This is a genomic window from Aurantibacter sp. UH7 (assembly GCF_056839165.1).
Window position 1 is genome coordinate 4,311,003 of sequence record NZ_CM166388.1, and the last position, 20,783, is coordinate 4,331,785.

Consider the following 20,783-nt stretch of genomic DNA (forward strand, 5'->3'; position numbering starts at 1 on the left):
AATAGCTACCTTTACCATCGATTTTATTGAATGATGGACAAAATAATTAGCAAAGCACTCGAAGATTTAGAATTTCCTACTGTTTTAAAACAGGTATCAGCCCGTTGTACAACAGAATTAGGAAAAGAACTATGCGCTCAAATACATCCGTTGTCGGAATTTGAATTAATCCAAAAGTCTCTAGGAGAAACCGCCGAATATCATGCATCATTCGTCAGTGAAAATAGAATTCCCAATCATGGTTTTGACCGTATAGACAATGAAATAAAACTATTAAAAATTGAGAACACCACCTTAGAAATAGAAGGTTTTCGCAAAATAGGAAGTATTTGTAATGCTATAATCACTCATAAAAAATTCTTCAAAAAATTCAAAGAGTATTATCCATTGCTTTATGAATTATCAGAAGAAGTAGATAGTAATACAGCGATACCTGCCGAAATTAATACGGTTATCGACCGTTTTGGTGAAGTAAAAGACAAGGCTTCGGAGAATTTATTCCAAATTCGAAAAGAAATTAATGTCATAAAAGGAAAAATTGGTCAAAGCTTTGCATCAGCATTAAACCTGTATCATGGCTCAGATTATTTAGACGATATTAGAGAGTCCGTAGTTGAAAACCGTAGGGTTTTAGCAGTTAAGGCCATGTACCGGAGAAAGGTAAAGGGTTCAGTAATGGGTTCATCTAAAACCGGTAGTATTGTTTACATCGAACCAGAAGCGACCTTGAAATTAAGTCGAGAATTGAACAATCTAGAATTTGATGAAACCGAGGAAATTCAGCGTATACTAAGTGAACTAACAAGTTTTATTCGCCCGTATCAGGAATTACTTAACGAGTATCAGTATTTCTTAGGCAGTCTAGATGTTACTTCGGCTAAAGCGAAGTATGCAGTAGATACAAACTCATTATTACCAAAAATTAATACAGAGAAACGCTTATATCTGCGAGATGCTTACCACCCCCTATTGTATTTAAGCAATAAATTACAAGACCAAAAAACACATCCGCAGACTATAGAATTACATTCTAAAAACCGAATAATTGTTATATCTGGACCTAATGCAGGAGGAAAAAGTATCACCTTAAAAACTATAGGTTTGTTGCAAGTAATGCTTCAATCGGGCCTATTAATACCTGTTCATGAAAGAAGTACGGTTTGTTTATTTGATAAAATTCTTACTGATATTGGTGATAACCAATCCATAGAAAACCATTTAAGCACCTATAGCTATCGCCTGAAAAACATGAATAATTTTCTACGCAAGTGCAACAGTGAAACATTATTCTTAATTGATGAATTTGGTACTGGTAGTGATCCTGAGCTAGGTGGAGCTTTAGCCGAGGCTTTTTTAGAAGTTTTTTATGAACGCGGTGCATATGGAGTAATTACTACGCATTACGCCAATCTTAAGGCATTAGCAGATGAATTGCCACACACGACAAATGCAAACATGGTATTTGATGGAAAAACCTTAGAACCAACCTTTCAATTGGTTTTAGGTGAGGCAGGAAGTTCATTTACTTTTGAGGTTGCACAAAAGAACGGAATCCCCTACTCGTTAATCAACAAGGCAAAGAAGAAGATAGAGCGCGGCAAGGTGCGTTTTGATGCCACAATAGCCAAATTACAGAAAGAACGCAGCAAAATGGCTAAAACAGGCTCTAGATTGCATGAAGAAGAATTAAAAGCAAGGGAAGAATCTGCTCGTTTGGAAAAATTGAATGCAAAAATAAAATCGAAGCTTGAGAATTATCAAGAATTATATGATCATGATCAGCGCATGATTCAATTGGGAAACAAAGTAAACAAGGCGGCTGACCGTTATTTTAGAGATAATAAGAAAAGATCTTTGGTATCTGAATTAATTAGAATAGTTGAAACAGAAAACAGTAAGCGCAAGAGGAAAACAGCAAAAGAAGCGAAAGTTGAACGTGTAAAAAAGGCTAAAGTAGCGCAGGAAGTACAAAAAGAAGTCAAAGTAATTCGTGAGAAAAAGAAGGTTGAAAAGAAAAAAGCCGTTCAAAAAAAGCAAAATAAACCCAAGCCTATTTTAAAACTTGGTGATAAAGTCCGAATGCAAGATGGTAAGGCAACTGGAACTATAGATAAGCTTGAGAAAAACAAAGCAGTTGTGAATTACGGAATTTTCATTACCAATGTGAGTGTAGATCAGTTGGAATTGGTAGAACGTGCGAAATGAAAACGTATTTAGATGATTTCTGTTTGTAGTAGAATTGATTATCAACAAATTATCAAAAATCGTATATGATTTTTCAGAAATAACAACCGACACCAAGTTGCTGAATCTACAACTTTAGGTGCCGGATGCATTTATCTATCAAAACTATAAGGCGAACGGCCCTTCTATAGTACCATTAAAATCCATTAATGCTAAATAACCATCAGTTGAGAAAAACATCATACGCACTATCGAGCTTCCATTAACGTTGAATTTACAAGCCGCTTCAACAGTACCCCTATGTTCTCCAGTATCAGATTCAGGTTCCCAACAATCAATATCAGCGAATCCCATAGTGCCACTAGGCGTTGTAATATAGGTTGGGTTGTAGTAGTTTCTTCTCGTATAAGTAGTACCATTGGTCTCGCGAGAATAAAAATACGATGAGGTTACCTCTCCTTTTACAAGATATGGTACAATAGCATCCCCCTGATACAAAGCAATATCTTGGTTATAAACATCGCGTCTAACGGCTGCCTGAATTCCTTTGCCAAAAAGTGGAAACGATGTGCAATTGACATCTCTACCCTGCACACCTTGAAATGAAGTGTCGATAAAATCATCAGGTTCATTTTTGGCTTGGGTAAACGTATCGTTGACTACATACCTTCTGTTACTACCATTTGACTGTTTAAAACTTCCAATAGGTTCGGTAGGAGTATCGAAAATTAGATTGTATTCGTACTCTATTATTTCATATTCGGTACCCTCAGCATTAAAAATATAGATTTCATCCAAGTATTGTCTCAAGGCCGCTCCCACACTGTCGAAACCTATCGAACCTAAAGGTGCATTTCCATCTTCGATTTCATAAGGGTCCGAAACAGAACCGTCAGAAGCGTTAAATATGACGTATAGTGTGCCTACTCTATTAAAAACAGCTGTAAATTCACCATTAATTTGAGTTGCGGCTCCAATACCATCTTCAAAAAGATCTACAAGATTGGAGTATAAAACTGGTGGTAGTACGCCTTTTAGTTCACACGATACAACTTCCATTTCGGTTGAAATATTGACTCCAACTTGTTTAGAAGGGTCTTCCAATGAGTATATTTCGTAAGAAAGAGGCAGTCCGGTTCGTATATCCGTGCTTTTGGCCAACATATCGGCCAAAGCTTCTACATTCGTTTCCCCCAAACTAGCGAATGTATTTTGAGAATCTCCGCCATAAGCAATGACTTTTATCTTTAGGTTTTCCATTTTATTCATGGTATCCACTTCAAGATCCCCTTCAATGTCATTATTAAATCCATCATACGAAGCTGATATTTGAGTATTCATTTCTTCCAAAGAAGAAGTAGACTCTATTAACATATAGAAAATTCTTCCATACGTCACCTTTTTAATATAAGTCGCAGGATTATCTGCTTGAATGTACTTGGCCAACTCTTCCGGGGTGACACTTTCGTCAAAAACATCATCGTAGCTAGTAGGAAAATCATAGCTTATATCATAATAGGATTGGTTTAGCTTTACCAGCACTCTATTATATTGTTGTTCAGTGCTAAATGATAATTTCCCTTCCGCCTTAATGCCGTACCCTTCATAAGAAAGTCCCATTTTCAATGCGAGCTGTTCTTCGGAAAACACATTTTCATAGACCAAATCAAAGTTTGAAGGAACTACTCCACTACTACCTGAGATAATCGTGTTCATGGCCTGTCTAACCTGAGACTCGCTCATCTCACTCAAGTTTTGCGAGGCCTGTAAGTTACCATCGTTCAAATTGTAAGAAATACTACCACCGGCCCTTTTTAGTGGTATAGCCTGTGGTTTAACATTGTTAATAGTCTTGCCTTGTAAAAGGGCTCCTGGGAAAATCTCACTGGCAACACCGCCTAAGGTTTGAAAATCGCCCGTGCCATCGGTAACACTAACGGTTCTAGAACTACATACAAAACGCAATGTCTCTGCTTCTGATCCATCTCCTGTTGTATAATCTTCAGGGTATGTTTCACCTTCTGCTATTGTTTCTTCTGTTCTTGACTGTGGTACGTCTTGAAATTCTCCGCCATTTTCTATAACTGCATTAAATGTAGAGGTGTCTACGATTCCGGGATTGGGAGTTTCACTTCCATCATCATTACTACATGAACAAAGTATAAATAATACGATGCAATAAAATCGATTTGATAAAATTCGTCTGGCTTTCATAATAACTTTGGTTTTATAGATTCAACACCCCAAACCTATAGTAGATAGCAGGCTTAGCCAAATTTTAGGCATGGACAAAGTATGGACAGAAAGGGTTATTTGTACTATTTAAAGATATGGACAACTCTTTTTTACTAGAATCGTTATCCACTCATCAAACCTAACAAATACAGCGCCTCACAAGTATTGAACATCAATAAATAGTTGAATTCTCTATTTAGTTCATCTGGACAAGCGATCTTTGACAGGTTTAAACTATTTCAAGAAAAGATATTAATAGGTATCTTGGTTAAAGAAGCTAGAAAATGACAAAACCAACCAAATTTTAAATATACTATGAAACCCAATTTTAAATTATTTCTATTTATTGCTTCAAGTCTATGCCTCAATGTATATTCTCAAGAACAAGAATATAAAAATCTTGACAGCTTGATTACTGAATACAATAATCATATAAATGATACTACCAAGGTAACCTTGGGTTCGTTAATCTATCAGAATTTAAGCTTTACGGATCCTGAGGAATCCTATAAATATGCAAATGAGATGGTTACCATATCCAAGCAAATTAATCACCAAAATGGTATTGCCAAAGGATATAATAATTTAAGTTTTTATTTTCTAAATAAAGATCAACTAGACTCCGCCCTTCACTATAAAAAAGCATCGCTAGATATTGTAACTAGATTGCAAAATATAGGAGGGATTTTGACTGTAAACATGGGTCTTGCTGTATTGTATAACAAAAAAAATGATTTTAATAAAGCTAAAGAATATTTAAACAAGAATATTACAATTTTTGAAAATAGAGATACGATTAAAAATGCAAGGGAGATTGATTTCAAATATATTGGTTCTACCTATCATGCCCTTGCGAACATTTATATAAGGAAAGGGCAAAATAATTTGGCATTGAAAAATGGATTGAAGTCCTTAGAGTTATACAAAACAAGGACCAAAGACCCATTATATGAGGCGGACGCTTATTTCATGTTAGGTCAAACAGAGATGGACTTGGAAAATTATAAACAAAGCCTTGATTATCTTAAACAAGCGCTAAAAGTTTATACCGATTTTAAAGATGTGCTTTGGGAAAGTGATGTTTTAAAAATCATTGGAGAAAACTTAGTATTACAAAATAAGCCAGAAGAGGCCATAGCATATCTATTGCGCTGTATTAAAATTGCTAAAAAAAATTCCTTTCAACTAACAGAAGCGAATGCACATAATATTTTAGGTATTGCTTACACTAATCTAAATCGTAACTCGGAAGCGCTACAAAGTTTAAACAATTCAGTGGAAATATATGATAAAATGGAGAACCCAACTGAAATTAATAAAGCATATATTAGTTTAGGACGTTATTACAATAAGATAAACCAACCTAATCGTGCTCTTTCTTTTTTTGATAAAGCAATTAAAATTTCTGATAGTATTGGGGCAGTCCCTCAGTCCGCTAAAGCCTATTTCAATAGATCTAAATCCTTTCAACAATTAAAAGCATATCAAAGAGCTCTAGAGGACTTTGTAGTATACAACAAATTAAATGACAGTATATTCACAATAAAGAAGTCGCAACAAATAGAGGAAATGCGAACCATTTTCGAAACTGAAAAAAAGGAGGTGGCCTTGGCCTTACAGAAAGAAGAAATTAATACCCTTAATGAAAAGGCCAAAGTTGACAAACTTACTAAAAGCCTATATGCCGGAGGAGCAATTTCCGGAATAGCCTTATCTGGGCTGCTTTTCTTTGGTTTTCGACAACGTTTGAAAAAGAAACAAATTGCCCATGAAAAACAAGAAGAAATTTATAAACGGGAGATAGAACACAAAAAGAAAGAGTTAACCTCTCAAACCTTACATCTAGTACAAAAGAACACCTTTATTCAAGAATTGATGGAGAACTTAGAAAACATTAAAAACTCTCCAGAGAAGTTTAAAATGGAGTTTCGGCGTATCGTAATGCTATTGAAGAAAGAAAATGCTTCGGATAAAGACTGGGAAATCTTTAAAACCTATTTTTCGGAGGTGCACAACAATTTTGATCAAAAACTAAAGACCCTATCGGCCGATATCTCTGAAAAGGAAATACGTTTGGCTGCATTTTTACGAATGAATTTAACCACTAAGGAAATTGCAGCCACGATGAATGTTCTACCCGACAGTATCCTAAAATCAAAATATCGCTTAAAAAAGAAATTGGGTATCGACAAAGAGATAGATCTAACTACATTCTTAAATAACTTGTAAAGTTTTCAATCCCTATTTTGGCTATTGTATCTTTGTACTGTGGATAAAGAAAAAAAAATAGTCCTTTTTGATGGCATATGCAATCTTTGTAATAGCACTATTCAGCGTATCATAAAAAGTGATGCCGAGGATGTTTTTCGATTTGCGGCCTTGCAAAGTGAAATAGGAAAAAAGTTGATAGAAGAGCGAAATATCGACACGGATGCTATTGATTCTATTATTTTAATTGAACCAGGTATTGCCTATTACGTAAAATCTGATGCCGCTTTACAAATTGGCAGACATTTAAAGGGGTACCGAACAATTTCAAAGATATTAAATTTGATTTCCAGTGGTTTACGCGATATCGTATACGATTTTATTGCACGTAATCGCTACAAATGGTACGGTAAAAAGGAACAGTGTATGATACCAACCCCTGAATTGAAGGCTAAGTTTTTAGCATAGTGCTTTACAACAATCTTTATGTTTTAAGTAATGCTCGCTTTCAACTAAAATAAAAAAATCGAGTCCAAAGCGCCATAATATACCCGTTCAAATTCGCTAAGATTGTTATGGTCACCCCCTTCTATCATGTATAGTTTTTTTGTTTTAGCAGAGGATAAATTAATAAGTTCTCGTCCATTTTCATACGGAATTAAACCATCTGAAGTACCGTGGATAATAAAAGTAGGAACTGTTATTTTCTTAATGTTTTTATTATTTTGGAAACGATATTTCAACAAATACTTCGAAGGAAGATAAGGGTATTCTTGCTGCGCTATTTTTAATAAACTCATTGGCGTGGATTCTAAAACTAAACGGCCAGTATTATTTTTTTTGACAATATGTGTAGCGAAAAAACCACCTAATGATCGACCGTAGGTCACTATTTGATTATCGCTAAATAAACTTCGACAGTATTCATAAAACAAAAAACCATCATCAAGCATTCGCAATTGCCTTCTTTTACCAGTACTCTTTCCAAAGCCTCGATAGTCCCAAACTATAACATCATAACCGTATCTATTTGAAAGTTCTTCACCCCATTTGCCCCAAACATCAACTCCACCTGTATTACCGTGACAATACAATATAACCCCTTTGGGGTTTTCTTGCTTAAAATGGATGCCGTTTAAAACAGCACCGTCTTTTGCTTTTAAAAACAGCTCTTCATGTTTCGTAGCAAACTGATATTGATAGTCAAGGGCCAACTCGCTACTATTAAATATTAGTTTTTCCTGAAAAAAATAAAGTATGCCTACAATCAATATAAAAAGTATTAAAAGTGATTTAATAAGACGCTTTAACAATTTCATCTTAGTGCTTTTTACGTTTAAAACTAAGACTACTCGTGGTGGGATCAATTGTTTTAGGAAGTTTTGAATGTAAAATCTCTTCCAAAAATCGATGATACTGCGGATAGGTATGCAAATTGTTGTGTCCACCGTCTATAATAGTGTACAAACGAGTGCGTTTTGCATTTATTTTAGAGAGCTTAATACTGGTTTTAAAAGGAATCAACTTGTCATTAGTACCATGAATAATTTTTATGGGACATTTCACATATTCAATCCACCGATACGTTTTAATAGGAAAACGCAATAAAAGCGACATGGGCATTATGGGCATGTACTTTTTAGCAATATGACTCATACTGTAATATGGTGCGTCTAATATTAACATACGGGGGTTATTTGTAGAGGCAAGTTTTGCAGCGAAGCCTGACCCAAGTGATCTACCATACAGAACAATATACTTTTCTTCAACCTGTTTTTTTAATTCATCGTAGGCATATTGTAAATCTTTCTTGATTCCTTCTTCGGTTCGCATACCCGTGCTCTTACCAAAACCGCGATAATCAATCATTAACACATCAAAACCATGCCGTGTAAAATCGATAGCGAACTTCCCCCACCCCTTTAAACTTCTAGAGTTTCCTTTTAAGTATAGTACAATTCCCTTTGGTTCACGCACTTTAAAATGAACTCCGTTGAGGTTTACACCATCGTCAACTTCAATATTATATTCATCAAAAACCTGATTTGCGTATTGAAACTCAAAATCTTCAGGTAACTTTTCAGGTTTAAAAATGAGTCGCTCTTGTAAGAAATAAGCAATGATATTTAACAAAAGAAATAGGCCTACAATTAATATGATTATTAGGCCCCAATTCATTATTTAAGGTTTTTAAGAATAAAATCCAAGGTCTTATTAGAATTTAAACATGCTGAATATGCATTATTTTGATGCGTTATTTTATTTGACAATCCCAATTTATGCAATGTTTCAATCGAGTTTTCATAATCCATTGAAACCTTGCCAGTCAATAGATTATCCATAGAATTATTATTTTTATATCGATTAAATATTTTAACAAGGCCGCTTAAGTATAATCGATCTTTAGTAAAACCTCCTCCTCTATGGGCACGCATAGTAATGATAAATGCATCGTCTCTATTCAATTTGTACTGTCCATGTATAAGGTCAAATGTGTCTGAAAAGTTATAACCTTTAATTAAACTATCAGACGCTAAAACTCTATAAGATAACGCTTTAAGTCTTTTTAAAGTTAATGCTCCACACATGTATTCACTAAAGACAGCTAAGCCTTCTTGAGTTTCAACATTATTGGGTAATCCATTTGAAAATATTTTTAAAGGTTGTAATAACCCGTTATAAGTGGTGACTAAATGCACCCCAATTTCATGATTTGCCAAAGTCTGCAATTGGTTTTTGCTAAATTTTGCATTCTTTTTTAACAGTAAACTTTGTGTTGAATTACTAACCATTGCATCTGCTGCAATACTTGTTGAAAATTTAATGTTTAACGGAAAATCGTATTGCTTCGAAAACTCTTCAAAATATGATTTTGCTTGTTCTGCATTATAGGCTTTATCCATATCAACAGAAGGAAATTCATTTTTAAAATGTAATATAAACTTTGCATTATTAACATCTTTCTCCTTAGGAGTACCATAAATTCTTAAGGAATTATAATGGAACTTTCGCTTATCACCAATAGATTCAATACATTGAATCATATTAGAATAGTAGTAAATAGTATCTTGATATAACTTCCGTATTTCGTCATTTTCAATTCGCTCCAAACGTTGCGAAAAGAATAAACGATGTAATTTATACGGGTCGAACCTTATTTTAGAATAGCGGAATTCCGGATCCTGTGTATACTTAGAAGCAAAAAAAACAGCTTTAGCTTTTTCAATATTTTGAGGATTCACATGAGTGAGCAATTCAATTCGGCTTACCAAGCGATCCAGATTTGCATCTATTTCAAAAATAGCTGCATAATCATTTAATATTTCAGGCGCTACTAGCATATTGATTGTTTAAACAATTCAAAAGGAACTAAAATTTACATCGAACCCAAGAAAACACTTATAAACAATAGTGTTTATTATTTTACGGCATCATAATTATCATCCCAATTTTTTGGTTTTGGGTCATGCAATTTACCAACAGACTTCGCAACAATAGTGGCTACAGTTGCATCTCCAGTAATGTTTACAACAGTTCTAAGCATATCTAAAGGCCTATCAACAGCAAAAATAAGTGCTAAACCAATGGCATATTTATCTGGTGGAAAACCTACTGATTCCAAAACAATTACTAACATTACCATTCCTGCTCCTGGTACTGCAGCTGTGCCAATAGAAGCCAAAAGAGCTGTAAGTACAATTGTAAATTGAGCGCCAAGTGGGAGGTCAAAACTAAGTGCTTGTGCTATAAAAACGGCAGCAACGCCTTGATAAAGGCTAGTTCCATCCATATTAACCGTTGCGCCAACAGGTAAAACAAAACTGGAAACCTCTTTATCTACCCCAACATGTTCTTCAACACGCTCCATAGTAACAGGCAAAGTGGCTGCACTTGAACTGGTAGAAAAAGCCAATAATTGCGCTGGACTTAACTGTTTTAAAAACCAAAAAGGATTTTTCTTAGCAATAACAGCTACGAGGGTGCAATAGAAAACAATCATTAATAACAGTCCCAACGTAACAACACCAGCATATTTCAATAAAGCCAATAATATTTCAGGATCACTAGAAGATACAACAACATTCGCTAATAATGCAAAAACAGCATATGGAGCAGTAAGCATTATTAAATCTACCATCTTCAACACTACATCATTCAATGAATCGAAGAAATTCTTTAAAGGCGCTGCCCTTTCTTCACCTACCAATAGCATTGAAATTCCCATAAAAATGGTAAAAAAGATAACCTGTAACATCAATTGATTATTACCTAATGCACCAACAGCATTATCAGGAACCATATCTTCTAAAAATTTTAAAGGTCCACTTTCTTTTTGTCGCGTTGCCTCTTCAAGTTTTGCAGTTACCCCTTCGTCATTAGCATAGGTCGAAGTTAATTTCTCTATAGTATCTTCAGAAACACCATTCCCTGGCTCTATTAAATTCACCAGAACAAGACCTAAAATAATAGCGACTGTAGTTGTCCCCATGTAAATACCAATGGTACGTAAACCTATATTTCGAAATTTTGAAATATCCTTTAAATCAGAAATACCCTTAATAAGTGACGCTAAAATTAATGGAACAGCAATAAGCTTAAGAAGTTTAATAAAAATTGTACCCAATGGTTTTATCCAATTTGATACAAATTCTGAGCCCCATTCAGGAAAAGTCATGGCAAAACCAAAGACCAAACCCAAAACCATGCCTATTAAAATTTTCCAGTGTAATTCTAGTTTTCGCATATATTATTGGTTTAGGCTTGTAAGATACCAATTTGATACGAAAATGTGTAAGACGAAACCTTATAACTTTATCGTTCTATTTAGAAGGGTGAAATCGGCCAACACCAAGGCAGTCATTGCCTCAACTATTGGTACTGCACGAGGCACAACACAGGGGTCATGTCTACCTTTTCCTTGAGTTTTCACAGGATTTCCTTCTTTGTCAATAGTATCATATGCCTGCAAAACAGTCGCAACAGGCTTAAAAGCAACACTGAAATAAATATCCATACCATTGCTTATTCCCCCTTGTACACCACCACTATAATTTGTCTTGGTGGTACCGTCAGAATTAAATTGATCATTATGTTCACTGCCTTTCATAGTAACTCCAGCAAAACCACTGCCAAATTCAAATCCTTTTACAGCATTAATTGACAACATAGCTTTCCCTAATTCAGCATGAAGTTTATCAAAAACAGGTTCACCTAAACCAACAGGAACGTTTTGGGCAACACAGGTAATTACACCGCCTATAGTATCGCCTTCTTTTTTAATTGCTTTAATATATTCCTCCATTTTAGCAGCAGTTGCCATATCTGGGCAACGTACTGGGTTTGATTCTGTTAAACTAAAATCAAGGTCTTTATAATTCTTATTTAATTTTAAATCGCCCACTTGAGATACAAAAGCATTTATTTCTATCCCTGAAAGCACCTGTTTTGCAATAGCACCGGCCACTACTCTACTTGCAGTTTCTCGAGCTGAGCTTCTTCCACCACCTCGGTAATCTCTAAATCCGTATTTCTGATCATAAACATAATCGGCATGTGATGGCCTGTATGAATCCTTTATATGAGAGTAGTCGTGAGATTTCTGATTTGTATTATGAATTGCAAAACCTATCGGTGTCCCTGTTGTTTTACCTTCAAAAATACCAGAATAGAATTCTACTGTATCAGGCTCTTTTCTTTGTGTTACTATTGCAGACTGACCAGGTTTTCTTCGGTCTAAATCTTTTTGAATAGCCTCTAAATCCAAGGTTAATCCCGCCGGGCACCCATCTAAAACACCTCCAATGGCCCTACCGTGTGATTCTCCGAATGTTGTTAGTCTAAAAAGTGAACCAAATGAATTGCCTGCCATTAGTTAAGATATTTATTTAATTTACAAAGGTAAATCTTAATGAAGAGATAATAAAATCAATCAATTAAAGCATTCTTAAAAATTGTTATTGGATGCAAAGCTTTTCTCTTAGTACCATCATAAATCTGATGTCTACAACTTGTGCCATTAGCAGCTATTATTACATCGTCTTGAGATTTGCGAATTACCGGAAATAGCTTTAGCTCCCCTACTTTCATACTAGTTTCATAATGTTCTTTCTCATACCCGAATGAACCAGCCATACCACAACAACCTGAGCTAATTATAGAAACCGTATAGTTTTCTGGCAAGTTCAGCATATCGAAAGTCACTTTTTGATTACTTAGTGCTTTTTGATGACAGTGATTATGAATCTTTATGCTTTTAGCTTCTTTAGTAAACTGACTAGGTTTTATAACTCCTTGTACAATCTCATTAGCTAAAAATTCTTCAATTAAAAAACATTGTTCGGCTAAAGCATTTGCTGATTCTGAATCTTCAACCAATCTTTTATACTCATCTCTAAAAGTCAAGATTCCAGATGGTTCTAAACCTAAGATTGGTAACTTAGCTTTTATGTATGGTTTCAATGATGCCACATTATCATTTGCTAGCTTTTTAGCCTGTTTTAAAAACCCTTTGGAAAGAAAAGTTCTACCACTTTCGCCATAATAAAGTTGAACCTCGTAACCTAATTTGACCAAGACCTCAATAGCATCTTTTCCTTGTTCAATATCTAAGAATTCTGTGAATTCATCAATATATAAAATAACTTTTTTAGAAGAATCATCTACTTTAAATTCAGTATTTTGCAGGTGTTTATCGAAATTAAAGCTATAAACTTTAGGTAAGCTGCGTTCACTGGCCACATCTGACAATTTTTTTATCAATCCACCTGTTAAACTAGATGAGAAAAGCAAATTTGTTAGGCTAGAAAACTTACTCCCCATTTTATTGAATCGCGTATTATGAGCGAACAATTTTGACCTAAATGAGTAGCCATTTTTTTCTTGATATTGATATTGAAACTCCGCTTTTAAAGTAGCAATATCCACATTACTTGGACATTCACTAGCGCATGCTTTACAGCTTAAGCAAAGATCAAAAACCTCTTTAAGTTCATGATGATTGAATTTGTTTGGCTCTTCTGATGTTGTTAAAAACTCGCGCAAAGTATTTGCCCTACCTCTAGTTGTATGCTTTTCATCACGTGTTGCATGATAGCTTGGACACATTGCACCCGCCATCTTTTCAGTTTTTCTACAATCACCGCTACCATTACATTTTTCAGCTGCACGTAGTATTCCTTGACTATCGGAGAAGTCCATTAAAGTTTCCACTTTAGGTTCTTCTCTATCTATATCATAGCGCAAAAACTGATCCATAGGATAAGCATCTACTATTTTTCCGGGGTTAAAAATATTGTTAGGGTCAAAATATGATTTGATGCGCCTCAGCAATTCATAATTATTCTGACCTATCATTAAAGGAATAAATTCAGCTCTTACTATTCCATCCCCATGTTCACCACTAAAAGAACCTTTATATTTCTTAGTTAGCTTAGCAACATCTGTTGTTATAGCTCTAAAGAGTTTTACATCATCAGATTTCTTAAGATTAAGAATTGGACGTAAATGCAATTCACCTGCTCCTGCATGTGCGTAATAAACAGCCGATTGATTATACTTTTTCATAATCAATGTAAACTCCGCAATAAACTCTTTTAAGTCTTCGATTGCAACAGCAGTATCTTCAATACATGCCACCGCTTTACGGTCTCCAACCATATTACCCAATAAACCCAGACCAGCTTTACGAAGTTCCATTGCTTGTTGAATTTGCCCCCCTCGCAGCACAGATGTTGAATAACTTAGTCCAGATGCTTTTACTGTAGCAAGTAATGCTTTTAACTGTTGCTCTAGGTCAGCTTCTGAATCTGACTTTAATTCTAGCATTAATATTCCTGCAGGATCACCTTCAACAAAAAAGCGATTTTTTAACTGCTCTCTATTATTTTTAGTGCAGTCTAGAATCACCTTATCCATCATTTCGCAAGTATGAAGGCTATGCTCCATTACCGGAACGACATCAGACAAAGTTTCTTCTAAGGTATGATATTGCGTTACCACCATTGCTGAAAGCTTGGGTGGTAAATCACATAAACTTAACGTTATTTCTGTAGTAAAAGCGAGTGTACCCTCACTACCCGAAAGTAATTTACAGAAGTTAAATTGCTCATTTTCATCACCAAAAACATCATTTTTAAGCAGCTCATCTACTGCATAACCTGTATTTCTTCTATGGATAGATGCTTTAGGAAATTCAGATATAATTTCATCTCTTATATCATTAACTGATAATTCTTTATATACATTTTTATAAAGTGATCCTTCAAATGTATCTAATTCACTTTTTTTAATAAATTCCTGTTTAGATAATTCCGAAAACATTACCTCATTACCATCTGCAAGAATTGTTTTTAAAGACAATACAACATCTCGCGTAACGCCATATTGAATAGAAGTAGTCCCGGATGAATTGTTACCAACCATTCCACCTATCATACACCTGTTAGACGTAGATGTGTTTGGGCCAAAGAACAAACCGTGAGGCGCTAAGTACTGATTTAATTCATCTCGAATTACACCAGGTTGTACTGTAACTGTTTTGTTCTCTTTATCAAGATTAAGAATTTTTGTAAAATGTTTGGAGACATCCACTACTAGACCTTCACCAACGCATTGACCGGCAAGAGAAGTACCAGCTGTACGCGGTATAATTCCTATTTTATGTTCTTTAGCAAACAGAACAATTTTCTTAAGATCTTCATCAGTTTTTGGAAACACCACACCAATCGGCATGCGACGATATACAGAAGCATCTGTTGCGTATAGTGTTCTAGAAAGGTCATCGAGTTTTAACTCACCTTCAATAGAATCGCTTAAATTATTTAAGATATTTTTATGCACTGAAAAACAATTTTGAAGGCTAAATTAAGTTGTTTTAATCGAGAATACAATGCTAACTCGAATTAACACAGAACTTATGAAAATCGTAAAAATTATATCATTATTAACCTTGCTCATAGGTACAATGGCTTACTGCCAAGAAATTTCAGATAATACGATAGGCTTACGCTTGGGTGACAGCGACGGTTTTGGAGCTGAATTATCCTACCAAAGAGCAATAGGTCGTTATAATCGTGCTGAATTAAATTTAGGCTTTAGAGATCATAGAGCCTATGACGCTGTCAAGTTTTCAGGAGTTTATCAATGGGTGCATTCTATTGATGGTATGTTCAATTACTATTATGGATTTGGTGGAGGAGTCGGTAGTGTTACTTTTGACCCAATCCCATCTACTCTTGGGCCAGCAATAGAACCAGATGGTGGTACCTTTGCATTTGTTGCCGGTGATATCGGTATTGAATGTAATTTTGATTTACCAATTTTAATATCATTGGATATTAGACCAGAGATTGGATTTTTAGGTTATGATAATTTTAAAGACCGCTTCGATTTTGACATTGCGCTAGGGGTGCGTTATCAATTTTAATAGGCTATTATAAGATTATTAATTAAAGTTAAGCTCGTGAAACTTCAGATTCACGAGCTCTTTTTATATCCCTATTATATAACTACCTTTGTGCGCTAATAAATTAATCAGATGAAAAAAATAGTATTACCCTTTATTTTAGGGCTTATTTTGTTAGGATGTAACAGCGAACCGGAGGGTTACACGATTACCGGAACTTTAAGAGGAGAAGTTGCTGATAGCACAAAAGTTATCATGACTAAAATAAATGATCAGAGACAACGTGAAGATATCGATACTACTTTTGTTGTTAATGGAAAATTTATTTTTAAAGGTGTTGCAGATACTATACCTGTAATGCGTTACTTATTCATTGGTCAACTACCTGGTTATTCTGCCGTAATTCTAGAGAATGGGAATATTAATATTGAGGCCCAAAAAGACAGTCTAAACCTAGGAAAAATAGGTGGAACACCGCAAAATGATTCATTTCAAGAATACATCAGCAAATCAGCTTATATTCAAGAAAAAGGGCGTTCTGCACAAATGGACATGCAAAAGGCGCAAGCCAGCAATGATATGGCTACTATGACTTCCTTACAAGATGAATTGAATGAATTACAGGAAGAATATAAGAATTCTAATCTTGAATTTATCAAGAGCAATCCTAATTCATTGGTATCAGCTTTACTTTTAGATGCTGTAACATCTGCAGGTGTTGTTACGCCAGAAGAAGTGACAACAATGTTTGAGTCTTTATCTAGCCGAATTAAGGCGACCGAAGTTGGTTCTGGTATTTTAAAGAAATTAGAACTTGCAAAACAACAAGCTGAAAAAGATAAAGCAACTGAAGTAGGTTCCACCGCTCCTGCTTTCTCTGGCCCTACTGCCTCAGGTGAAGAATTGGCACTTAAAGATGTTTTAGGCAAAGTAACCTTAATTGACTTTTGGGCGGCGTGGTGTAAACCGTGCAGAGCTGAAAATCCAAACATTGTTAGTGTTTATAAAAAATATCATTCTAAGGGACTAAATGTTTTAGGTGTTTCTTTGGATAGAAATGCAGACGACTGGAAAAAAGCTATTGCTGATGACGGTTTAACATGGAATCATATTTCTAATATAAAATATTTTAATGACCCTATCGCTCAACTATACAATATTAGAGCTATACCAGCTGCTTTCTTATTAGATGAGAATGGAGTAATAATCGCAAAAAATTTAAGAGGTCCGGCATTAGAGCAAAAGATTTCTGAATTATTGGACTAGTACTAGAAGATAACTATAAATGAAAAAGCCCTTAACATTATAATGCTAAGGGCTTTTTTGTATGTATAAATTATTTAGAACTTATTGTAATAGTCCGTGAAATTACCATTTACAGTAACTTCACCATTTCTAATTACATCACCAGTTATACTTACCACTGAAGAATTACCTACAAACTCTAAAGTTGCTCCGTCTTCTAAAATTAAATCTCCATAAATTGTAAGATTACCTTCGACTTTAAATGTAGCATTTTCACCAACAGAAACATTCTTTTTACTATTATTTCTACCCACTACAAAAGTACCGTTCATTTCAAAGATTCCGTCTTCATGAACATATGTAGTGTTTCTTACTGTCCATGTACCACATAGTAACAAAGAACCATATACATTCACTCTACTGAATCGTTTAGAACCTTTATATTCTTTAACCGTACTTGCAGCAACTGTTAAGCTAGAGCTACCACTATAATTATTTAAACTTTCACAACGTGATTCTAAACTTGAATTAGGCTTGTTCATTTTTATTACCTGTAATCCATTCTTGCCAGAGGCTGCAAAGATATAATCACCTTTAGAAGCCACATAATTAATAGAACCATCAAGTTCAATAATACCAACTAGGTTACTACCAGAATCTTGTTCCTCAGAAAGACATAATCCAGCTCCACCATTAGCCATCAATAAAGCATCTTCATTAACTGCAACGGCATTTGTAACCTGATCCGATTGGTCTACTCCCTCTGGGTTTATTGGAATAGCTATATGCTCTATAAAATTACCATTAGTGGCATTATATACGCCAGCTCCTTTAGCACCTTCTGCTACGATTACATTTTCATTAGTAAATCCAATCGTTCTTTTAGTAGCTATACCGAAATCTGTATTGATAGCAATTTCTCTTTTTACATTTAAGCTTTCATCTAAAATACTAACACCTTTACTGGCATCTAATATTGCAATTTCATCATTATATATAGCTACAGATCTTAAATCTTCTGCAGGAAATTCAGTAATAACTGATAAATCTGATTTATTGAAAACTGTTAAAGAACCTTCTTTACCGCTGGTTACAAGAACCTTGCTGCCATCAACAACCACATCTGTACTATTATAACCAGTTTGAAAACCATATGTAATACCGGCACTCACATTAAATTTACCTCCAGATGCATCAATTTTAGCTATAAATGAATTTGAAGTTGCTGTTACTGATTTTTCAGAATCAACACCACCAACTAAGTAAACAAAACCACCATCATACTTAATAGCATTTATATCTGCATTTAAATAGTAAAGTCTAGAAGTTACATTTGGGCTATTAGGGTCACTAACATCAACAATGTCAATTGCACCTGCATATCCATCTTCAGTAGTATTATAAGATACATAAGCATAGTTATCTACCACATCAATATGTGAAGCAGTTAAATTCTCACCGCCATTATCGAATTTAGGAGGATTAATTTGAGCAACTAGTGTTAATGGGTAGTCACCAGCTTGTTCTTCAGCTTTTCCGCTTAAAGATTTACCAGAAATTTGATTTTCATCAATAATATCTAATACACCAGCTTTGTCATAAACAACACTTGTACCTAATACGGCAGCGTTATCTTCAATACTGATATCACTTTGGGGATCGCTGTAGATTGTTGTTTCATCGCTACAGGAAATAGAAATACTAAGTACCGCTAAAAGGATTAGGGAAACTCTCTTCATAATAAGTAGGTTTTAATAAAATTAGATTTTGGGCTCTAATTCAACGGCAAGATTACGTTAAAGGTATTTTTGAGCATATTATATTCGTTGAACCGCACTTTTTCTTGATAATTTAGCAGATTCCCAATAAAATACAGGAAGAATGCCCTTAAATTTTACCCATTTTATCCATCACGAAAAGGATAATAATGGGAATGGCAAGTAGAATTACCATTAAAGTTTCTGTAAATAGTAAATCTGGCAAAAAAAGTAATGTAGTAACATACCCACCAATCGCTCCACCAAAATGAGCAGTATGTCCAATATTTCCTAGTCTACTTTTCATACCATAAATAGAATACAGTAAATAACCAATACCCACTACATAAGCTGGTATTGGAATAGGTATAAACATTAAGTATAAGCTCATACTTGGTTGCAGCAATATTGCGGCATATAAAACTCCAACTACCGCACCACTAGCGCCAACTGCTGAATAATGAGGTTCATCTTTATGAAAAAACATTGCTAACAAACTACCAGCAATAAGACTTATAAAGTAGATAATTAAAAATTTAATTGGTCCAAACCAGTTTATTACTACATCTGCAAAGAAAAATAAGGTTAACATGTTCATAGCAAGATGCGCAATATCTACATGTAAAAACCCAGAAGTTAACATCCGATCTTTTTGACCCGCATTTATAGGTCCTATTTGGAATTTATAGCGTTCGAAGAAAGCGGTGTCATTAAAACCTTTTAAAGAAACTAGTACGTTTGCCACTATTATAATGATTGTTACTATTTCGATATTGCCCATGAAGTTCTTCTAAAGTTTGGCGCCAAATATAGCTATATTTGTACACATTTTTTTTGCATGCAACTACTAGTTTTTATTCTTACCTATCCTCTTTTATGGTTGATATCTATTCTACCATATCGTCTTTTCTATCTATTCTCCGACTTTGTTTACTTTTTAGTTTATAAAGTTGTCGGTTATCGCAAAAAAGTAGTGCACGATAATTTAAGTTTAGTATTCCCTAAAAAAAGTGCGAATGAACTCAAACGCATAGAGAAAGAATTTTACAAACACATGTGTGATATGTTCTTAGAAATGGTGAAAACCATGAATCTTTCGAAAGCTGATGTGAAAAAGCGCTACAAAATCAAAAACATTGAGGTAATACAAGAAATTGAAAAGGAAAAAAGTATATTAATTCCCTGTTCACATTATGCCAATTGGGAATGGAACGTTAGCTTAAATCTATATGTCCAAAGTAAAGGTTATGCAGTTTATCAAAAAGTAGCTAATAAATATTTTGATAAAATGGTTAAAGATTTTAGATCCCGCTGGAATACCACTTTAATCACTCAAAATGAAACAGTAAAAACGGTTATTCGCAACTATAAACAGGGTATAACCTCTATCTATGGCATGGTTAGCGACCAATCACCTATGGTGATTCACGCACATTATTGGGACAAATTTATGGGCATTACTGTCCCAATTTTTGTTGGAACGGAGACTTTAGCAAGAAAAATGGACTTAGCTGTAGTTTTCTTAAAAGTTTCTAAAGTAAAGAGAGGCTATTATGAGGCAGAGTTTATTCCTATTACATTAGCCGGTAAAGAAACCAAACCTAACGAGATTACCAAAAAGTTTATTGCTTTAACTGAAGCACAAATTAGAGAAAAACCAGAACACTACTTCTGGACCCATAAGCGCTGGAAACATCGTGATAAAGTCCCTCCCGAATTTTTATAAGTATACTAATCACACTGCATTCTAC

The 20,783-nt window shown here is 34.6% G+C and carries 15 protein-coding genes; 6 read left to right on the plus strand and 9 right to left on the minus strand.

Annotated features, from left to right (window positions below; translation table 11 throughout):
* Window positions 1–33 precede the first annotated feature (33 nt).
* Complete coding sequence (locus UH7x_RS18320; RefSeq protein WP_482363628.1) at window positions 34–2,205, plus strand: endonuclease MutS2; 2,172 nt, start codon at window positions 34–36, stop codon at window positions 2,203–2,205.
* 144 nt (window positions 2,206–2,349) lie between these two features.
* Here UH7x_RS18320 and UH7x_RS18325 read toward each other — a convergent pair whose 3' ends face one another.
* A complete protein-coding gene (locus tag UH7x_RS18325; protein ID WP_482361376.1) occupies window positions 2,350–4,398 on the minus strand; it encodes a thiol-activated cytolysin family protein in 2,049 nt (682 codons plus the stop codon).
* A 336-nt stretch (window positions 4,399–4,734) separates the two neighbouring features.
* Here UH7x_RS18325 and UH7x_RS18330 point away from each other — a divergent pair, with 336 nt between their 5' ends.
* Together UH7x_RS18330 and UH7x_RS18335 are read left to right on the plus strand one after the other, a co-directional pair.
* The gene (locus tag UH7x_RS18330) at window positions 4,735–6,648 is read left to right on the plus strand and encodes a tetratricopeptide repeat protein (protein ID WP_482361377.1); all 1,914 of its coding nucleotides are present in this window, start codon (window positions 4,735–4,737) and stop codon (window positions 6,646–6,648) included.
* Window positions 6,649–6,687: 39 nt separating this feature from the next.
* On the plus strand, window positions 6,688–7,095 hold the full coding sequence (locus tag UH7x_RS18335) for a thiol-disulfide oxidoreductase DCC family protein (RefSeq protein ID WP_482361378.1): 408 nt from the start codon (window positions 6,688–6,690) through the stop codon (window positions 7,093–7,095).
* A 44-nt stretch (window positions 7,096–7,139) separates the two neighbouring features.
* Here the strand turns inward: UH7x_RS18335 and UH7x_RS18340 are convergent, their stop codons facing one another.
* The 6 genes from UH7x_RS18340 to UH7x_RS18365 all read right to left on the minus strand — a co-directional run bounded on the left by UH7x_RS18340 (window position 7,140) and on the right by UH7x_RS18365 (window position 15,465).
* Window positions 7,140–7,946 carry an alpha/beta hydrolase gene (locus tag UH7x_RS18340; RefSeq protein ID WP_482361379.1) on the minus strand — a complete coding sequence of 269 codons (807 nt, stop codon included), beginning with the start codon at window positions 7,944–7,946 and terminating at the stop codon, window positions 7,140–7,142.
* Window position 7,947: 1 nt separating this feature from the next.
* Window positions 7,948–8,805 carry an alpha/beta hydrolase gene (locus tag UH7x_RS18345; RefSeq protein ID WP_482361380.1) on the minus strand — a complete coding sequence of 286 codons (858 nt, stop codon included), beginning with the start codon at window positions 8,803–8,805 and terminating at the stop codon, window positions 7,948–7,950.
* A complete protein-coding gene (locus UH7x_RS18350) occupies window positions 8,805–9,968 on the minus strand; it encodes a peptidase MATCAP family protein (RefSeq protein WP_482361381.1) in 1,164 nt (387 codons plus the stop codon). The genes UH7x_RS18345 and UH7x_RS18350 overlap by 1 nt, the downstream gene beginning before the upstream one ends.
* Window positions 9,969–10,045: 77 nt before the next feature.
* Complete coding sequence (locus UH7x_RS18355) at window positions 10,046–11,371, minus strand: dicarboxylate/amino acid:cation symporter (RefSeq protein ID WP_482361382.1); 1,326 nt, start codon at window positions 11,369–11,371, stop codon at window positions 10,046–10,048.
* A 60-nt stretch (window positions 11,372–11,431) separates the two neighbouring features.
* Window positions 11,432–12,496: a chorismate synthase gene (gene aroC / locus UH7x_RS18360; RefSeq protein WP_482361383.1), complete on the minus strand. Its 1,065-nt coding sequence runs from the start codon at window positions 12,494–12,496 to the stop codon at window positions 11,432–11,434.
* Window positions 12,497–12,552: 56 nt separating this feature from the next.
* Window positions 12,553–15,465, minus strand: a complete 2,913-nt coding sequence (locus tag UH7x_RS18365) for an FAD-binding and (Fe-S)-binding domain-containing protein (RefSeq protein WP_482361384.1) — start codon at window positions 15,463–15,465, stop codon at window positions 12,553–12,555.
* A gap of 76 nt (window positions 15,466–15,541) precedes the next feature.
* Between UH7x_RS18365 and UH7x_RS18370 the strand changes: the two genes are divergently transcribed.
* Window positions 15,542–16,051 carry a hypothetical protein gene (locus UH7x_RS18370; RefSeq protein WP_482361385.1) on the plus strand — a complete coding sequence of 170 codons (510 nt, stop codon included), beginning with the start codon at window positions 15,542–15,544 and terminating at the stop codon, window positions 16,049–16,051.
* A 111-nt stretch (window positions 16,052–16,162) separates the two neighbouring features.
* Window positions 16,163–17,296: a redoxin domain-containing protein gene (locus tag UH7x_RS18375; RefSeq protein ID WP_482361386.1), complete on the plus strand. Its 1,134-nt coding sequence runs from the start codon at window positions 16,163–16,165 to the stop codon at window positions 17,294–17,296.
* Window positions 17,297–17,370: 74 nt separating this feature from the next.
* Here UH7x_RS18375 and UH7x_RS18380 read toward each other — a convergent pair whose 3' ends face one another.
* Together UH7x_RS18380 and UH7x_RS18385 are read right to left on the minus strand one after the other, a co-directional pair.
* The gene (locus UH7x_RS18380) at window positions 17,371–19,014 is read right to left on the minus strand and encodes an LVIVD repeat-containing protein (protein ID WP_482361387.1); all 1,644 of its coding nucleotides are present in this window, start codon (window positions 19,012–19,014) and stop codon (window positions 17,371–17,373) included.
* 148 nt (window positions 19,015–19,162) lie between these two features.
* Window positions 19,163–19,813 (minus strand): rhomboid family intramembrane serine protease, encoded by a 651-nt coding sequence (locus tag UH7x_RS18385; RefSeq protein WP_482361388.1) that lies wholly within the window; start codon window positions 19,811–19,813, stop codon window positions 19,163–19,165.
* 57 nt (window positions 19,814–19,870) lie between these two features.
* Here UH7x_RS18385 and UH7x_RS18390 point away from each other — a divergent pair, with 57 nt between their 5' ends.
* Window positions 19,871–20,758, plus strand: a complete 888-nt coding sequence (locus UH7x_RS18390; protein WP_482361389.1) for a lysophospholipid acyltransferase family protein — start codon at window positions 19,871–19,873, stop codon at window positions 20,756–20,758.
* Window positions 20,759–20,783: the final 25 nt, after the last annotated feature.